The 15,925-nt window shown below is 71.7% G+C and carries 14 protein-coding genes; 3 read left to right on the top strand and 11 right to left on the bottom strand.

Annotation, left to right across the window (positions count from 1 at the left end; all coding sequences use genetic code 11):
• Window positions 1-139: 139 nt before the first annotated feature.
• Complete coding sequence (locus ABD355_RS42535) at window positions 140-1,012, top strand: ATP-grasp domain-containing protein (RefSeq protein ID WP_344406655.1); 873 nt, start codon at window positions 140-142, stop codon at window positions 1,010-1,012.
• On the opposite strand, the gene ABD355_RS42530 is transcribed toward ABD355_RS42535, so the two are convergent.
• From ABD355_RS42530 to pgfA, 10 genes are all read right to left on the bottom strand, one after another.
• On the bottom strand, window positions 978-1,604 hold the full coding sequence (locus ABD355_RS42530; protein WP_344406654.1) for a hypothetical protein: 627 nt from the start codon (window positions 1,602-1,604) through the stop codon (window positions 978-980). The two genes, ABD355_RS42535 and ABD355_RS42530, sit on opposite strands and share 35 nt — an antisense overlap.
• Window positions 1,570-2,406, bottom strand: coding sequence for an FkbM family methyltransferase (locus tag ABD355_RS42525; RefSeq protein ID WP_344406652.1), 837 nt, complete (start codon window positions 2,404-2,406; stop codon window positions 1,570-1,572). Before ABD355_RS42525 ends, ABD355_RS42530 begins: the two co-directional genes overlap by 35 nt.
• Complete coding sequence (locus tag ABD355_RS42520) at window positions 2,403-2,627, bottom strand: Trm112 family protein (protein WP_115908341.1); 225 nt, start codon at window positions 2,625-2,627, stop codon at window positions 2,403-2,405. Before ABD355_RS42520 ends, ABD355_RS42525 begins: the two co-directional genes overlap by 4 nt.
• Entirely contained in the window at window positions 2,624-3,556 is a 933-nt protein-coding gene (locus tag ABD355_RS42515) for a hypothetical protein (RefSeq protein WP_344406651.1), read from the bottom strand. The genes ABD355_RS42520 and ABD355_RS42515 overlap by 4 nt, the downstream gene beginning before the upstream one ends.
• 13 nt (window positions 3,557-3,569) lie before the next feature.
• Window positions 3,570-4,319, bottom strand: a complete 750-nt coding sequence (locus ABD355_RS42510; RefSeq protein WP_344406649.1) for a class I SAM-dependent methyltransferase — start codon at window positions 4,317-4,319, stop codon at window positions 3,570-3,572.
• On the bottom strand, window positions 4,316-5,701 hold the full coding sequence (locus tag ABD355_RS42505) for a condensation protein (protein ID WP_344406648.1): 1,386 nt from the start codon (window positions 5,699-5,701) through the stop codon (window positions 4,316-4,318). Before ABD355_RS42505 ends, ABD355_RS42510 begins: the two co-directional genes overlap by 4 nt.
• On the bottom strand, window positions 5,698-10,035 hold the full coding sequence (locus ABD355_RS42500) for an alpha-(1->3)-arabinofuranosyltransferase (protein ID WP_344406647.1): 4,338 nt from the start codon (window positions 10,033-10,035) through the stop codon (window positions 5,698-5,700). The genes ABD355_RS42505 and ABD355_RS42500 overlap by 4 nt, the downstream gene beginning before the upstream one ends.
• The gene (locus ABD355_RS42495; protein WP_425585861.1) at window positions 10,032-10,835 is read right to left on the bottom strand and encodes a class I SAM-dependent methyltransferase; all 804 of its coding nucleotides are present in this window, start codon (window positions 10,833-10,835) and stop codon (window positions 10,032-10,034) included. The genes ABD355_RS42500 and ABD355_RS42495 overlap by 4 nt, the downstream gene beginning before the upstream one ends.
• A gap of 23 nt (window positions 10,836-10,858) precedes the next feature.
• Window positions 10,859-12,046, bottom strand: coding sequence for a glycosyltransferase family 4 protein (locus ABD355_RS42490; protein WP_344406646.1), 1,188 nt, complete (start codon window positions 12,044-12,046; stop codon window positions 10,859-10,861).
• A gap of 206 nt (window positions 12,047-12,252) precedes the next feature.
• Window positions 12,253-13,227 carry a cell envelope lipid trafficking protein PgfA gene (gene pgfA / locus ABD355_RS42485; RefSeq protein WP_344406644.1) on the bottom strand — a complete coding sequence of 325 codons (975 nt, stop codon included), beginning with the start codon at window positions 13,225-13,227 and terminating at the stop codon, window positions 12,253-12,255.
• Between the two features lie 199 nt (window positions 13,228-13,426).
• Here pgfA and ABD355_RS42480 point away from each other — a divergent pair, with 199 nt between their 5' ends.
• Both ABD355_RS42480 and ABD355_RS42475 read left to right on the top strand, forming a co-directional pair.
• Window positions 13,427-13,579: a hypothetical protein gene (locus tag ABD355_RS42480; RefSeq protein ID WP_344406642.1), complete on the top strand. Its 153-nt coding sequence runs from the start codon at window positions 13,427-13,429 to the stop codon at window positions 13,577-13,579.
• Between the two features lie 3 nt (window positions 13,580-13,582).
• Window positions 13,583-14,827 carry a PucR-like N-terminal domain-containing protein gene (locus tag ABD355_RS42475; protein WP_115908349.1) on the top strand — a complete coding sequence of 415 codons (1,245 nt, stop codon included), beginning with the start codon at window positions 13,583-13,585 and terminating at the stop codon, window positions 14,825-14,827.
• On the opposite strand, the gene ABD355_RS42470 is transcribed toward ABD355_RS42475, so the two are convergent.
• Window positions 14,824-15,858, bottom strand: a complete 1,035-nt coding sequence (locus ABD355_RS42470) for an NAD-dependent epimerase/dehydratase family protein (protein ID WP_425585860.1) — start codon at window positions 15,856-15,858, stop codon at window positions 14,824-14,826. The two genes, ABD355_RS42475 and ABD355_RS42470, sit on opposite strands and share 4 nt — an antisense overlap.
• Window positions 15,859-15,925 lie beyond the last annotated feature (67 nt).

The raw sequence follows: 15,925 nt of genomic DNA, 5'->3' as shown, positions 1-15,925 counted from the left end.
GGCAGTCCTCCCCGTGTTCCTGTCACCGATGCTGCGGCTTCACCGAAGGGGAAGGTCAATCCGGTTGCTTCGGTTGCGGGGACCATGGTTAGCCTGCGAAACGACTGACCGCCGTATCACGTACGAACTGGAGCCCGCCGTGCCCCGAGTCGCACTCGCCACCTACGACCCCGGCGCGCAGCCGAGCAAGGACCGCGATCTGCCCGTGCTGGTGCGGGCTCTGCGGGACGCCGGAGCCGAGGCCGTCGCCGTCCCGTGGGACGCCCCCGACACCGACTGGAGCGGCTTCGACCTCGTCGTCATCCGGTCGACCTGGGACTACAGCTGGCGGGCGGAGGAATTCGTGGCGTGGGCCGAGAAGTGCGCCGCGGTCACCCGGCTGGCCAACCCGGCCGAGGTCGTGCGCTGGAACACCGACAAGCGCTACCTCGGGGACCTGGCGGAGGCGGGAGTAGCCGTCGTCCCCACCCGCTACCTCGCACCCGGGGACGCCCCCGACCTCCCCGACGACCACGAGTACGTCATCAAGCCGACCTCGGGCGCGGGCGCCCGGTACGCCGCCCGCTACACACCGGACGACCACGACAGGGCCGTACGGCACCTCGCGCGCATGCACGAGGAGGGGCTGACCGCGATCGTCCAGCCGTATCTTTCCGGCATCGACGTCAGCGGCGAGCGGGCCCTGCAGTTCTTCGGCGGCCGCTTCCTGCACGCCGGCCGGAAGGGCGCCGTGCTTTCGCCCGGCACCGCGTACGACGCCGCAAAGGTGGCCCACCCGGACCTGGTCCCGTGGACCCCGACCCCGGCCGAACTCGCCGTCGCCGAACGGGCGTTGGCCGCCGTACCGGATGCACCCGAGCTGCTGTACGCGCGCGTGGACCTGGTCGACGGGGCGGACGGGCAGCCGCGGCTGATGGAGCTGGAGCTGGTCGAGCCGAATCTGTTTCTCGGATTGCATCCGGGGTCGGTGGCGGTGGTCAGGGACGCGATTCTGGGGGCGGCCGGTCGCTGACCGCCACCCGCTGCAGCAGCCCCCAGGTGAACTCGGCGGCCACCTCCCGCCGCACGCCCTGCCCGTCCGGTGCCGTGAACGCCAGCCCCCACCGCGTGGGCGCCGTGCCCTCCAGGGGCCGGGCGGGGGCGAAGGCGCGGGCCACCTCGTCGACCGTGCAGGACCAGGGGGTGAGGTCGTCGAGGGTGCGCAGGGGCGGGCCAGGGGTGCCCGGGGCGCGGATCAGCCATTCGTTCCAGACGGCGCCGTTCGGGGCGAGCAGTACCTCGAAGCGCAGGTCCGGCCAGAGGGGAACGGGCCAGAGCAGGGCCTCGCAGTCAAGGTCGCCGATCTTGCGGTTGATCGTCGACTCGGGGGCGCCCAGGATCGAGCGGTACCGGGAGGCGGCGGCGCGGGAGCGCGGAGAGTGCAGCATCGCCTGCCAGCGCTTGTTGGCCTCCCTCATGTCGGCGATGGAGACGCCCAGTGCGCGGCGGGCGTCCTCCACCAGGTCCGGGTTGTGGTCGGCCATGCGGCGCAGCAGGACCAGCTGGAAGTCGAGGGGTGTGAAGGGGCGGCTAGCGGGGCGCTTGGCGGGCGGCATGGGAACCATGGTGGCGCACCGCGTCGGCGCCCGGACGGCGGCCGTCCGGGAGGAAGAGGACCGAGTTGACATAGCGCGGGTGCCTGCGGAAGGGCAGGACGCGGCCGAGCAGGCCCTGGGCGACGACGTGCGAGGTGCTCGCCTGATGGGCCTCCAAGGGGAACTTCGCCAGCGGCACCCAGCTCGATCCTGGCAGCACCCAGCCCTCGTAGCGGAGCAGCGAGAGGTAGGTGACGACCGGTGTGATCGGCTGGATCCGGCACTCCAGCTCGACGAAGAGGGCCGGGCGGTCGCGGGCCAGCAGGCCCGTGGCGCCGCGCAGCACCGCCAGCTCGTTGCCGTCCACGTCGATCTTGATGAAGCCGACGTCCCGCAGGCCGAGTTCGTCGAGGGTGACACAGGGGACGTGCAGGGCCCGGGCGTGGATGTCGCGGCGGACCAGCGAGGACACGCCCCGGTCGCCCGCGTCGTCCGCCGGGAGCCAGAGGCGGGCGGTGCCGGGGCGGTCGGAGGCGGCGGCCTGGACGACACGGACGTTCGGCGGGGCGGCGGAGGTGAGCAGACGGGCCAGATGGGGGACCGGTTCGACGGTCACCACCTGGCGGGCGCGGCCGGCCAGGCGCCGGGTCCAGGGGCCGTACCAGCCGCCCACGTCCACGGCGGTGCCGCAGCCGGGCGGGCACAGGTCGGCGAGCCGGGCCAGCTCGGGCTCGAAGCGCGGGTAGACCGCCCGGGCGGCGGCGGCGACCACGCGGACGGGCAGCAGGGGGGCGAGGTGGGCGGCCAGGGTGCGGGTCGGGGTGACGGTCACTGGGCCATCCGCTTGAGCAAGGCCTCGTGCTCGTCGTCCGACACCTGCTCCCCGGACGACGGCAGCAGCTGCGGGATGCCGTCGACGATGGGGTAACGGCGGTGCAGGCGCGGGTTGTACAGGGCCTCGGGGACGGCCGGGCCGTCCGGCCTCACGAGGTGCAGCGGGCCCTTGTCGAGCGGGCACGCCAGGATCCTCAGCAGCGGGTCGTCGGGGTTCATGGAGGGGTCAACTCCTTGGTGGCGACGGGGGGTTGGGGAGGCGGCGGAGGTGCGGGCTGATCGTGTCTGGGCATGGCCAGCAGGACGGAGACGGCGAGGACCGTGCCCGCAAGGCGCAGGGCGAGCCGCAGCGGGTCGTGCGGGAGCGCCTCGCCGAAGGAGAGGGTGCCGAGTACGGCCGTGTAGAGACTGGTCACCGTCGTGCACACCGGCACGATCAGCGAGGCCCGGCAGCGCTGCAGTGCGGCCTGCGACATCACCAGACCGAACGCGCCGGTGAAGAGGAGGAGATACGGGTACGGGGACTTGAGCAGGCCGACCACCGCACCGCCCAGCCCGCTCGACGTCAGACAGCTCGACACGCCCTTGATGGCGAGCGAGCTGACCCCGTAGAGCAGCCCGACGGCCACCCCGTACTCCACGCCCGTCGTCGGTGCGCGGTGTCGGTGGCGGGTGCGTCGCTCCGCGGCGCCGTACAGCCACACACCGCCCGCCAGCGACGGCACGCACACCAGCAGGATCAACTGGTAGGGCGCGCTGCGGCTGACCGTGTCCGAGCCCTCCTTGAGGGAGAGCACGACCATCAGCAGCGCGGCGAGGATCGCACCGAGCGCATACCGTTCCCGCCCGGTCGTCTCCTCGCCCAGCAGCCGGGCGGACAGCAGGACGAGGAGCACCAGACCGGAGACGAAGATGCCCTGGGCGGCGGCGATCGGCAGCGTCCGGTACACGACGAGCTGCGCGCCGAAACCGGAGGCGAGGGCGAGGGAGCCGCCGATCCACAGCGGGCTGCCCAGCACCAGTCTCAGCAGCCGGGCGGGGTTGCGGATCGTCACCTCGGGCAGCGCGGTGAGCGCCCGTTTCTCCAGGACGAAACCGAGGCTGTACAGGGTGTTCGCCAGCAGCGCCGCAGCTACTCCCCACCACATGACGTGCCCCCCTCTACGTCTTTGTCCTGCGCGCGTGCAGGAGAAGGATCGAGGCGAGCGAGGGTCTGGAGCAGGCCAGGCGGTCGAGGGGGCGCAGGGGCCGGGGTACGCCGTGGAAGGGGGCGCCCTTGAGGTCCACGATCTCGAAGCCGGACGCGGCGACGAACTCCCGTAGCGCCCGGGCGGTGTACAGCCGCAGATGTCCCACGACCTCCGTGCCCGGTCGGCCGTGGATCGCCCGCAGGCTGACCTCGGAGAAGACGGGCTGTACGCCGGCCAGCAGCAGGCCGCGGTTGTACCAGGCGGCCAGGTTCGGGGTGGAGAGCATCAGGTGGCCGCCCGGGCGCAGGATGCGGTGGATCTCGTCGAGGGCGGCGTCCGGGTCGACCAGATGCTCGATGACCTCGCTGAACAGCACGGCGTCCGCGGAGGCCGCCTTGAAGGGGAGCCCGCCGTCGGTGAGTTCGCCGCGGATGGCGTACGACAGATGGGTGCGGGCCCGTTTCAGGGCGTCCTGGGACCAGTCGACGCCGATGATGCGGTGGCCGGTCAGCAGCGGGGCCGCGGTGGCGGCCGCGGTGCCGTCGCCGCAGCCGATGTCGAGGATGGTGCGGGGTGCACCCGCGGCCGCCGGGCCGAGGGCGGCGGCGAGCATGCGGGCCTGGCGGAGGCTGCGGGGGGTGCCCGAGGCGACCGGGACGGCGGGGTCCTCGTAGAAGTCGCGCAGCTCGGGGCGGTGCACGGGGGCGGTGGTCGCGTTCACGGGGTCACCTCCGTGGCGTGCAGGTAGTGCTCGAACAGATCGCGCAGGTGCGCGCCGTCGCCGTGGCTGAGCAGGGCGCGGGACCAGCGCAGGGCGAGGTGGAGGCGGCCCGCGGTGGAGGCGGTGGTGACGGTGAGGCCGCGGGGCATACGGGCCGGCGCCGAGAACCAGACCGCGTGCGCGCGGCCCGCCTCCTCGCCGAAGTCGAGGGGGTACGGGATGCGGCCGATGTTGCTGAGGAGTGTCGTCGACGTCCAGGGGGCGGCTGCTCTGCGCAGGCCGCGGGTGAGGGCGGCGCGCCAGGCCACCGGGGTGACGGGGGCCGTGAGGAGGGCCGCGCCGTGGCCCAGTTGGGGGCGGGGGAGGGATTTGAGGGCGCGTGTGCGGGTTGCCGTGCGGCGCAGTAGGGCGGGCATGGCGGTGGGGCCGTGGGCGGCCAACTCCTCTGGGGAGAAGGGGACTTCGACGAGGCGGGTGCCGTTGCCCATGGGCATGGTGGCGTCTCGGGGGCGGTCGTCCACGGGCATCGTGATGCGGAGGGGGCGGGGGGGTGTGCCGTGTTCTCTGTTCCAGTGGGCGAGGGTGAGGGCCGTGGTGACCATGAGCTGGTCGTTGACCGTGTAGGGGGAGCCCTTGGGGCGGTGGGGGAGGGGGAGTTCGGTGACGAGCATGCCGTTGCCGGGGGAGGGCTCGGGGGTGCCTTGGGCCACCCTGGCGGGCGGGGACCAGTTGGACGGGGTGTCCATGGGGGGCTGGGGGGTTGGGTCGGGGGTGCGGGTGGGGGGTGCGGTGGGGTCGTTGTTGCGGCCGCCGTATATTTCCGCGGCGGTTGCCAGGACTCGGAGGCAGGCGGGGCCGTCCAGGGCGGTGTGGTTGATCGTGAGGAAGAGGACGGTGCCGGTGCCGTGTGCGGTGCCGACGTGGGTGCCCGCGCCCGCCGCTGCCGCCGTAGTGCCGACCGCGTCCGACGCCTCGCTGCCCTCCGCCGGTCCCGCCCCCTCCACCACCTCCAGTCGTATCGGTGGTGACAACGTCAGCGGTGGTGCCGTCGTCAGGGCTCGGGTTCGGGCGTCGCGCAGTGCCGATGGGCCCGTTGGGGGGAAGGTCACCACCTCTGTGTCCGGGGCGGGCGTCAGTTCCCACTCGTAGCGGCGGCGGTACCAGGGGCCGGAGGCCTCGCGCATCAGGATGCGGGGGTGGCGGTGAAGGGCGTCCGCGAAGGCTGTGCGGAGGCGGTCGCGGTCCAGGCGGCCCGGTAGGTGGACCTCGATGTGGACCGTTTCCGGTTCCTCCTCCTGGAGGCAGTGCCGGGCGACCTCGTCGACGACGGGGAAGGGGATGCGGCGGCCGTCGGCGCGGACGGCGTCTTCGAGTGCGGTCACGTGGGTTCGTCCCTCCCCCTGGGGGCTTTGGGCTGCTTGCGGAGCTGGAGCCGCGCGGTCGGCGGGTCGGGATCGGGTCCGCCGGGCCCGCGTGCCGAGACGGTCGGCCCGGAGTCCGGGGGCGGGGGTGGCGCTGTCGCGCTGCGCCGCCGCTGCGGCAGGGGGCGGGTCGGTGCCTGCGAACCCGGTACCGGCGGCAGTACCGCCGTGGACCCCGGTCCCTCGTCGGGCTCCCGTACGCTCACTACGCCCGCGAACAGCCCGACCAGCGCGAGCAGTTGGGCCGGGTGGCCGAAGGCGCCCTCGCCCGCGCCGACGGGCTCCCCGGCCCCCGTGGCCGCCGCGATCCCCGCCCCCGCGAGGGCGACGAACGCGACCGGCACGAGCAGCGCGTGCCGCCGGTACGCCAGCAGCGCCAGCGCCGGCACCAGCAGCGCGAACCAGCCGGCGATCAGCACCCCCACCACCGTCAGGGCCACCGTGCCGAGCCAGAGCCCGGGAAGCGGCGGTACCGGCTGCGGCGGGTCGGGGTTCGGAGAGCGGCGGCGCCAGACCACCAGCCCGACCAGGACCGCCAGGCCCACCGCACCGCCGATCAGGCCGCCCTGGTAGGTCGTCGCGGGCTCGTACGACAGCTTGACGGTGCCGCCCGCCCCGGCCGGGATCCGCCAGCCCTGCTGCCAGCCGTCGAGGCGGACCGGGGTCAGCTCCTTGCCGCCCAGGGTCGCCTTCCAGCCGTCGTTGTAGTTCTCGTACGTCGTCAGATACGTGGCCGCCCCGGAGCCGACCGTCACCTCGCGGCGGTCGCCCAGCCAGTCCCGTATCGTCAACGGCCGGTCCACGGCGGTGGGTTCGGTGACCGTGCCGCGGGTCAGGGTCACATCGGTGAGGGTGAGCGGTCCTGCGTCCCCGGCCTCGACTCGGTGCGTACCGGCTGCCAGCTCCACCTCGCCGTCATTGCGGCCCTGCCGGCAGAGCGTCACATCGACCGTCCGGCGTTCCGTCAGATCCCGTACCGTCCCCTTCGCGCTGGTCTGGTACAGCTTGCCGTCCACCGCGACGTCCGGCCCCTGCCCGCACGGCAGCGAGAAAGTGCGGGAGCCGCTGGGCTGCGGGGTGCGGTACTGGTCGAGCGCCGGGATGTACGCCTCGCTCAGGCCCACCGGGAGCTGCAGGTCCTCGTCGGCGACGGGGTTGTGCAGGGTCAGGGGTGCCGTCTGGGTGATCGTGATGTCCAGGTGGTCGGTGGTGATCGGGTCGAAGCGGGCCACGCCGTTCTCGTCGACGCCGGCGATGGTCGCGCCGTCGGGGGAGCTGATGTCCACCTGGGTGGGACGGGTGGACAGCCCGCCCGCGGGCGCCAGCACGATCTCCCCCACCGGCTGTTTGCCGTTCCAGCTCAGATGGATCGTCGGCCGGTCGCCCGCGATCCACGCCGTGGTCAGATCACCGTCGGTGAGGTTGCGCGCCGACAGACCCGCGCCGAGGGCCGCCGTGGAGTCGGCGGTGGCGACGATGCGGTTCTGCTGGTCGGGCGCGACCTCGTACAGCAGCTTGTCCAGCGCCTCTCCGCTGACCGGCACGGCGGCCGCCTTCACCTCGTACGTCCCCGCCGTGGGCGTGGTGAAGCGCCGGTGCAGGCCCGCCTCGGTGCCGGTCGCGGAGAGGCCGGTGGGGTCGGGGGTGCGGTGCAGGGAGATCAGCGTGGCGGCGGCGTCGGAGTCGTCCGCGTCCGTGGGCAGCCGCAGCAGCCGGGTCACCTGGACGTGCGGGAGGGCGATCTCGGAGAAGCCCGCCCCCGTCAGACCCGAACGGCGCTCCACCGACTCGACGATCGTCAGCTTCATCCAACTGGTCGCGCCCGCCGGTGCCTTGATGCTCTGCGTCTGGCCGTCCGGCCGCAGGAAACTGGTCCGGGCCCCCTTCTCCGTCTCCACCCGCACCTTCGTCGCGGCCGACCGCACGCTCTCCTGCGGCAGCGGGGTCACCTTGAACGAGGACGGCATGTCGTACGAGCCGGTGAAGCCGATCCGCAGCCACTGCCCGTCCGCCGAGCCGGGTGCGCCCTCCGCCCAGGCCGTGTCCGGGTTGCCGTCGAAGGCGTTCACCGGGTCGTACTGCGGGAGGTGGAAGAGCCAGTTGCCGCTGGAGGACGCCGTCACCGAGCGGGCACCGCGCAACTGGGCCACCGTCTGGTGGTCGAGCCCCTTGACCGGCAGGATCTGGTGCGGTTGCCTCCCCGCGTCCTGTACGGCGTCCGGTGCGTTCCGTTCAGAACTGGTGTACGTGTAGGAGGTGTTGCCGCTGACCAGCCCGAACCGGGTGTCCGCGCGGCGCAGCCCGTCGCCCACCACCTGGAGCGGCGGGGAGCCGAGCCCCGGGTGGTTGTCGCCGGTCAGCACGGTCGCACGGCCGCGCAGCTCGGAGGCGAGCGGCAGCAGAGCCTCGGGCCCGCCGGAGACCACCGCCGTGTCGGACACCGGCAGCAGATGGGCCTGGCCCGGTCGCGGGACGTCCTTGTCCGTGGGTTCGTAGATCTCGACCGCCCGCTGTCGCGGATAGAGCCCTTCCACCTGCAGCGGCGCGTCATGGGCGATACGGCCGCCGGTCATGACCGGCCCGAACCCGGTCACCCGGACATACCCCGACTGCTCCAAGGTCCGCTTCACCGTCGTCGTCGGCACGGAGCCGATCTGGTCGGGATCGAGGTCGTTGCGTACGACGACGTAGTAGATCCCCGCCCGGCTCAGGTAGTCGGCCAGCCCCGGCACGTCGCTCCCCGAGGCCAGCGCGTCCTCCACCGCGTCCATGGCCCGCCGGTTGCCGGGGGTGCCGAAGGGGACGTAATCCCTTTGTGCCCAGCGGGACTTGGCGAGGACGTCGAGGGGCTGGTCGATGGGGGAGCCCCAGGTGTAGATGCCGTGCGAGGTGGCCGGGACGACCAGGGCCCGGGAGTCGGGGGAGTACTTCTCCAGCCAACCGGCCGTGGTCTTCCAGTACTGGGGAAGCTCCTGGAAGGACCCCGGGTTGAGGATCGAGCCGTTGAGGTACGGCCACATCAGCCCCGGCAGGATCAGCACCGCAGCGACCAGCGGGGCGAACCGGCGCCCGCGCACCGGCCGGGCGCCCCGCGGCTCGGCCGCGATGCCCACCACATGCGCGAGCCCCAGCACCAGCGCCAGAGCCAGCCCGGTCTGGAACTTGTAGATGTTCCGGAAGGGGACGAGCCCGCCGTTCAGCCAGTCCTGCACGACCCCGTGGAAGGGTGCGCCGAACGCGCCGCCGTACCCGGCGAGCAGCACCACAGCCGTGGAGATCACGGTCAGCACCAGCCACCGCCGCTCCGGCATGTCCCGTCTCGCCAGGCCCGCCAGACCGAGCCCGGCGGCGAGCGTCGAACACACGACGACGACCACCGACGCGGCGACCGTCCACCCGGCCGGCAGCCAGGCCTGCCCGAAGTGCAGATAAGCGACCCAGTTGCCGGCCCCGCGCAGGGCCTCCGTCCCCGACATGGTGGCCGTCGTGGTCTGCGAAGTCTCCACGTACGGAAGGAAGTTCTCGCCGTAGACACCGAGCATGAGCAGCGGTATCCACCACCAGGCGGTCGCCACGATCACACCCGGCACCCACCAGGCGATCAGCTTGCGCTGCCGTGGCCCGGGCGGGCGGGAGAGCAGATACAGCCCGACCGGCAGCAGCGAGGCCAGGGTGGAGGCGCCGTTGACGCCGCCCATGAACGGGACGATCAGCGCCGAGCGCAGGGCGGCGACCCGGGCGCTGTACCGCTCGTTCGTCAGCGGCAGCAGCACCCAGGGCAGAAAGGCACCCGGCAGCGCGGCCGCGGACGTCGAGCCGACGACGATGGTGAAGACGGGCCACAGCGCATACGCGACCCCCGCGAGCAGCCGCGCCCCACTGCTCCCCACCCGCAGCCGCTCGGCCAGCCGCAGCGCACCCCAGAAGGCGACCGACACGATCAGCGACATCCACAGCCGCTCCGCCAGCCACACGGGCAGACTGATCGCGTGGCACAGCCAGTAGAACGGCAGCATCGGCCACAGATAGCCGGCGTACTGGTCCTGGATGCCCCCGAAGCTGCCCTGGTCGTGCCAGAGCTGCCCCAGACCGGAGAAGAAGGCACCAGGGTCGACCGTCACACCCAGCTTGGTGTCGAAGGTCTGCCGCCCCGGGTGCACCACCAGGAACAGCAGCAACGCCACGGCCCAGAACCCCACCAGCCAGCGCCGCGACCGCGGGCCCTCCGGCGGGCCCGCGGTGGCCGCGGTGGTGTGGACGGCTGCCGGAGGAGGGGCCTGGACCGTGGTCGTCATGGGGGACACCGCCGGAGGATGAGGAGAAGGTTCCAGGTGGCCACCTCACGTATCCCCGGCGCTTTCACGACGGTCTCCGCGAGGAAGGGCCAGTAGCGGGAGCGCGCCGAGACGACCGTGACGTCGTCGCGGGCGCGCACCTGCCGCAGGGTGGCGCCGATGTGCACGGCGAAGAGGTTCTCGCCGAGGGTGTGCTTGGCGGGCTTCCCGGTACGCCGCCGGTAGCGGGCGCGGGCCCGCTCGGCACCGAAGTAGTGCCACGGCGCCCACTCGTGACCGCCCCACGGGGACAGCCAGTTGGTGAACGACACATAGATCAGCCCACCGGGCCGCGTCACCCGGGCGAGTTCGCTGAGGAACGTCTGCGGATCGGCGACGTGCTCCAGGACGTTGGAGGAGAAGGTCACGTCCGCGACCCCGTCCCGCAAGGGCAACAGATACCCGTCGGCGACCACGGCCCCGCCGGGCGGCTTCTCGCCGAGTTCCCGCACGTCCGGCTCGAAGAGATAGGCCTTGGCGCCCCGCCTCCGGAACTCCTCCGTGAAGTACCCGCCCCCACCGCCGACGTCCACGACGGTACGGCCGTCGACGGCCCCGCCGTAGGCCTCGACCTGATCGGCAGCGTCACGGGCGAGCAGGGAGTAGCAGGCTTCGGGGTCGTCCTGTTCACGGCGGAAGGCCCGGAAGAGGGCGAGGGAGCGTCGAAAAGACGGATCCTTGAAACCGGGGTGTACTGGAGCGCCCCCGAAGGGGCGCGGGACTGTGTTGAATTTGCGGCTACCGCCGCGTGGGCGCGACAAGCCACGACGAACCCGCAGCCGACTCACGGAGCCCAGCCCCGCACAGCCTCCGCGGCCACCGCCCGAAACTGTCTCACCGTCCGATGCCAGCGATACCGCGCCGCCCGGTCACGGGCAGCCTTCCCCATGGCCTCACGCCGATGCCCGGACAGGGCAAGCGTGCACCAGGCGGCGGCGAACGAAGACTCCCCGTGCGCGAGCACGCCGGTCTCCCCGTCCACGACGGAATCCCGCAGACCAGGCACATCGAACGCAATCGTCGGCGTCTCACGGGTGGCGGCCTCGGTGACGACCAGCCCCCACCCCTCCACGGCAGACGGATGCAGCAACAGCCACGCCGCACACAACAGCCGATGCTTCTCCGCCTCGGAGACGTGCCCGACGAACTCCACGCCGGGCCCGGCAAGCTGCTCAAGCCGCCCCCGCTCGGGTCCGTCCCCGACGATGACGAGCCGACCCCCGGTCACGGGCCGCACCCGCTCCCAGAGCCGCAGCAGCAGATCGATCCGCTTGTACTCCACGAGTCTGCCCACCGCCACGAACAGCGGCTCGGCCGACCGGTCGGCTCGCGGCCCGGGCTCCTCCACGCCGTTGTGCACGACACGGATCCGGTCCCGCTCGACCCCGATCGCCCGCAGGGCATGCGCGGTCGAGGGAGAGACCGCGACCAGCAGGCTGCGATGTTGCGCACCGGTCAGCGCCCACTGCTCGAGTCTTCGGCCGATCCGCGCGGCTGGCGCGAGGGGTCCGCCGAACCGCATCTTCCACAGATCAGTGTGAACGTGGTTGACCAGGCACACCGTGGGCCCGCGGTGCCAGTAGGGCGCGAGGTACGGCATCCCGTTGCAGACCTCGACCAGCAGATCGGTCTCGCCGACCTGACGGGCGAAGGCGGAACGGGCACGCAGATAGTGGCCGAACTCGCCGCCGGCCGACACGACCCGGTAGTCCCGGAAGGCCGCGGGACCCCCGCAGATCAGGGTCACCTGGTGGCCGAGGTCGGTCAGCCCTTCGGCGAGCCGGTCGACCAGCAGCTCCGAGCCGCCGGCCGCCGGATTGTCGAGATCACGATGGGCGAGGAAAACGATTCGGCGCGGTTGTGGGGGGAGCGCCGAGGGGTGCTGCGGGGCCCGGGAGTGCGTGGCGCGGTGGGGGTCCCCCCGCCCGAGCGAATTCGAGGGTGGGGGAGGGGAAGGCACGTGCTGGGGCATGGGTGCTCCAACTCGTCTCAGGGTGCGGAACTCAGCAGTGGCTTTCCGGACTTGCTGTGGGGGGACTGAGCTCTTCATGGGCGGGGGGTGTGGACACGCTGTGCTTGGGTGGGGTTGGACAGTTTTCGCCCAGCCGTTCGCCACGGCTACTCACCGGGGTGACAAATTTCCGCCTTATTAGAACTGACGTCATGTCACATCGTGAGCTAAGCCTGTGAAGTCCCGGGCGTCTCGGGCGAATCGGGGCGCTTCCGTCCTCGTACCACCAAAACCGCACCCACCACCGCCAGTACGAATCCGGCCACAGCGGCGGTAATCGGCAACGTCTGCCCCACCATGAGCAGCTGGCCACTCTCCTTTTTGGCCAGCTTCACCTGGTCCTTCTGCGTGGCCGTGGTGAACGCCAGCTTCTGGCTGTCCAGCAGCACCACGGCGTCCTTCTCGGCGCCCGGCGCCCGCAGGGTGCGCCGCGGGCCGACCTGGGCGTAGAGCACCCGGCCGGTGCGCTGGTCGACGACCAGCTCGATGCCGTGGTTGGAGTACCACTCCTCGGCCAGGACCTGCGGTTTGTTCTTCTGCCCGACGATGGTGCCGGGGACCAGGCGCGTCCCGATCTTCGACGGCGGGACGGTGCCGGTGAAGCGGTAGCCCCGGTACCCCTGGATCTTCTCGGTGCCGGAGTAATGCAAAGTGACGGTCGAACCCAGTGAGTTGTCCCACCACTGGTACGACTTTCGGGCCACATCGAAGGGGAACTTCAGATAGGCGTCGCCCTCGAAGTACGGGTTCTCCTTGCAGCAGTGCACCGGCTGGTTGGTGTGGCGGTCGGTGACCCAGCGGTTGAGGAAGAACTCCAGCGCGTCGTGCGGATCGGCGGCCGGCAGCGACTTGTCCGTGTCGACCGTCGTCGTCACGTCCCACACCGCCCGCCCGCTCTTCTCGCTGTCCGCGACATTGCCGCGCACCTGCTGGGTGACCGTGATCCGCTTGTCGTGGACTGTCTGGATCTGGTCGGTGTCGAAGTAGCTTCCGGTGCCTCTGTAGACGGCTGTGGTGTCGATGTCGATCGGGTTCACGGCGGCCCGCGGTTCCACGTACCAGGCCAGCATCGGCGCCAGGACCAGCAAAAACGCGCCCAGTCCCAGCAGGATCAGCGAAAGGGGGGAGGCTGTACGGCGCATCCGGACACTCCAGGGGGAGGGATGACGGAGTTGGGGCCGCTCCGGCCCGCGACGCCGGACTGGCGGGAAGACGGGGCCTTGGGCCGGGAACCGTAGGCTGCTCTTGACGGGGTGTCAATGCTTGTCGAAACTGGGGCCGACAGGCAGGGGTGGGGGCACCGGGGTGGGACGACCTCCGGACAGAGAGGCTGACCCTGCGATGTCCAGACTGCTCGCTGCCCTTCTCACCGTCGTGGCCGCCGCCGCACTCGCCGTGGGCGCCGCACTCGGTATCGTCGCGCTGCTCGACGCGACGCCCGCCCAGCCCAACACCCCCTTGATCACGTACGAGCAAGCAGGGCAAGGGAGTTGACCTGTGACGCCCGCTCACTCACCGGCCGTCACCACCCGCTCGGCCTGGCACGACGTCCCCCGTCTCCAGGTCCGCCGGTTCGCCGCCCTCGCCATGGCCGAGGCGCCCGCGCTCGCCGAGGAGATCCTGCGCGAGATCCGCCGCGAGTACCCGCACCTGCCCGTGGTCCTCGACGAGTCGGGCGAGCCGATGGCCCTGGTCGGCATCCGCCGCGCCATCGAGGTCTTCGTCCAGCACCTGGAGCAGTCGGAGGGCCGCCCGACGGTCCCGCCGGGCGTCTTCCAGGAGTTCGGCCGGGGCGAGGGCCTGCACGGCCGCTCGCTCGACTCCCTGCAGGCGATCTACCGGATGGGCGTACGCCTGGCCTGGCGCCGTTTCGCCGAGATCGGGCAGCGGGTCGAGATCCCGCCGCCCGCGATGTACGAGCTCGTCGACGCGGGTTACGAGTACCTGGACGGCCTGGTCGACCAGTCGGTGCGCGGCTATGCGGAGGCGGCGGCCAGGCAGGCCGGGGAGCGGCTGAGGCTCCAGCGGCGGCTGATGGAACTGCTGCTCGCCGAACACCACCGGGGCGACCCGGCCGACGCGCTGACCGAACGGGCCGCCCGGGTCGGCTGGACACTGCCGCGCAAGGTCGCGGTCGGCGTCCTGCTGCGCCCGGCCCGCGAGGCGGTCGCACCCGCCGTGGGACAGGGCGTGCTGCTCGACATGGAGTACGAGCAGCCCCGCATGGTCGTCCCCGAACCCGACGCGGCCGGCCGCCCCGAACTGCTGCACCGGGCGCTGACCGGCTGGTCCGGGGCGATCGGGCCGCCTGTGCCCCTGTCCGACGCGGGGAAGTCGCTGCGCTGGGCCGAGGCGGCCGTACACCTGATGGAACGGGGACTGCTGCCCGCCGGGGACGTCCTGTACTGCACCGAACACACCGAGGCCCTGGTCCTGCTCCAGCCCGAGGAACTCATCGACGACCTGGCGCTGCGCTGTCTGGCCCCGCTCGCCCATTGCGGCCCGGCGCACGGGCGCCGGCTTGCTGAAACGTTACTGGCGTGGTTGGAGACGCGGGGCGGGGCCCCGGAGGTGGCCGCCCGACTGGGCGTCCACCCCCAGACCGTCCGCTACCGCCTCCGCCAGATCCGCGAACTGTGGGGCGACGAGATCGACGACCCGGACCGCCGCTTCGAACTGGAACTGGTGCTCAGGGCACAGCGGTTGAGGGGGGTGCTTGGGGAGGCGGGGGCCCGCGGCTAGGACCGTTGCGCGCGCCAGGCCTCGTAATGATCCAGAACGGTCTCCTCGATCGACCGGTAGGAGATGCCCAACTCCCGGACGCTTCGGCTGTTGTCGACCCGGAACCGGATGCCGAGGTGCTTGCGTATGTAGTCCTGGGTGAGCCCGAAGGCGGGCCCGAGGACACGGACGGGCCAGTGCGGCAGGCGGGTCCGCGGCAGCCGCAGATCCCTGGGATACCGGGTGCGGATGATGCGCGCCATGTCATGGAAGGACGTCATGGTCTCGGCGGCGAGGATGTAACGCCCCTGCGCGTCGGGCTTCTCGGCGGCGGCGATGTGCGCGTCGGCCACGTCTCTCACATCGACCGTGGTGAAGCTGAAGTCGGGGGCGCCGTAGAAGAAGTACCCCTTGAAGAGCTCGTCGAGGAGGAAGAGACTGCCGGACTCGGAGGCGGGCGTGAGGGAGGGCCCGAGCACAAGACCCGGATTGACGGCGACCATCCGCCACCGCGACTGCCCCTTCGCCGCCTCCCAGGCGGCCTGTTCCGCGACGGTCTTGGCGTAGTGGTACGGATTGTTCTCGACGGTGCTGCTGGTGTTGAAGTACGCCTCGGTCAGGACCTGCCCCTCCATGGCGCGTACGTCCGCGTAGTCGCCGAATATCGCGCCGACGGTGGAGGTGAGGACGAGCCTGCGGACGTCGGCCGTCCGCTCGATGCTCCCGATCACATTGCGGGTGCCGGCGAGGGCGGGCTCGACCATGTCCCGCTGTCCGTCCTTGATCTTCTCCGGCATGAGGAAGGGCGAGGCGACATGGAAGACGACCTCGCACCCCTTCATGGCCGCGTCGAAGGCCCCGTCGACGAGCAGATCGGCCTCGAAGATCTCCAGCCGCCCGGGAAAGCGGTCCTGCAGTGCGGTCAGGGGCGCGACCTTCGCGATGTCGGTGACACTGCGGACAGTGGTGCGCACGTGGTACCCGCGCTCCAGCAGCCTCCCCACCAGATGACACCCGACGAACCCGCTGCCTCCGGTCACCAGCACGTCCACGCGCACTCCCATCATTCGGTCAGAACCATTGCCCGGGCAAACGCACTTGCGTAGCCTGTGTTCGTCA

Origin of the sequence: Streptomyces longisporus, assembly GCF_039532765.1 — a bacterium.
Taxonomy (GTDB): domain Bacteria; phylum Actinomycetota; class Actinomycetes; order Streptomycetales; family Streptomycetaceae; genus Streptomyces; species Streptomyces longisporus.
Note: the sequence above shows the minus strand (reverse complement) of the source record. Positions and strands in the feature narration are given on the sequence as shown.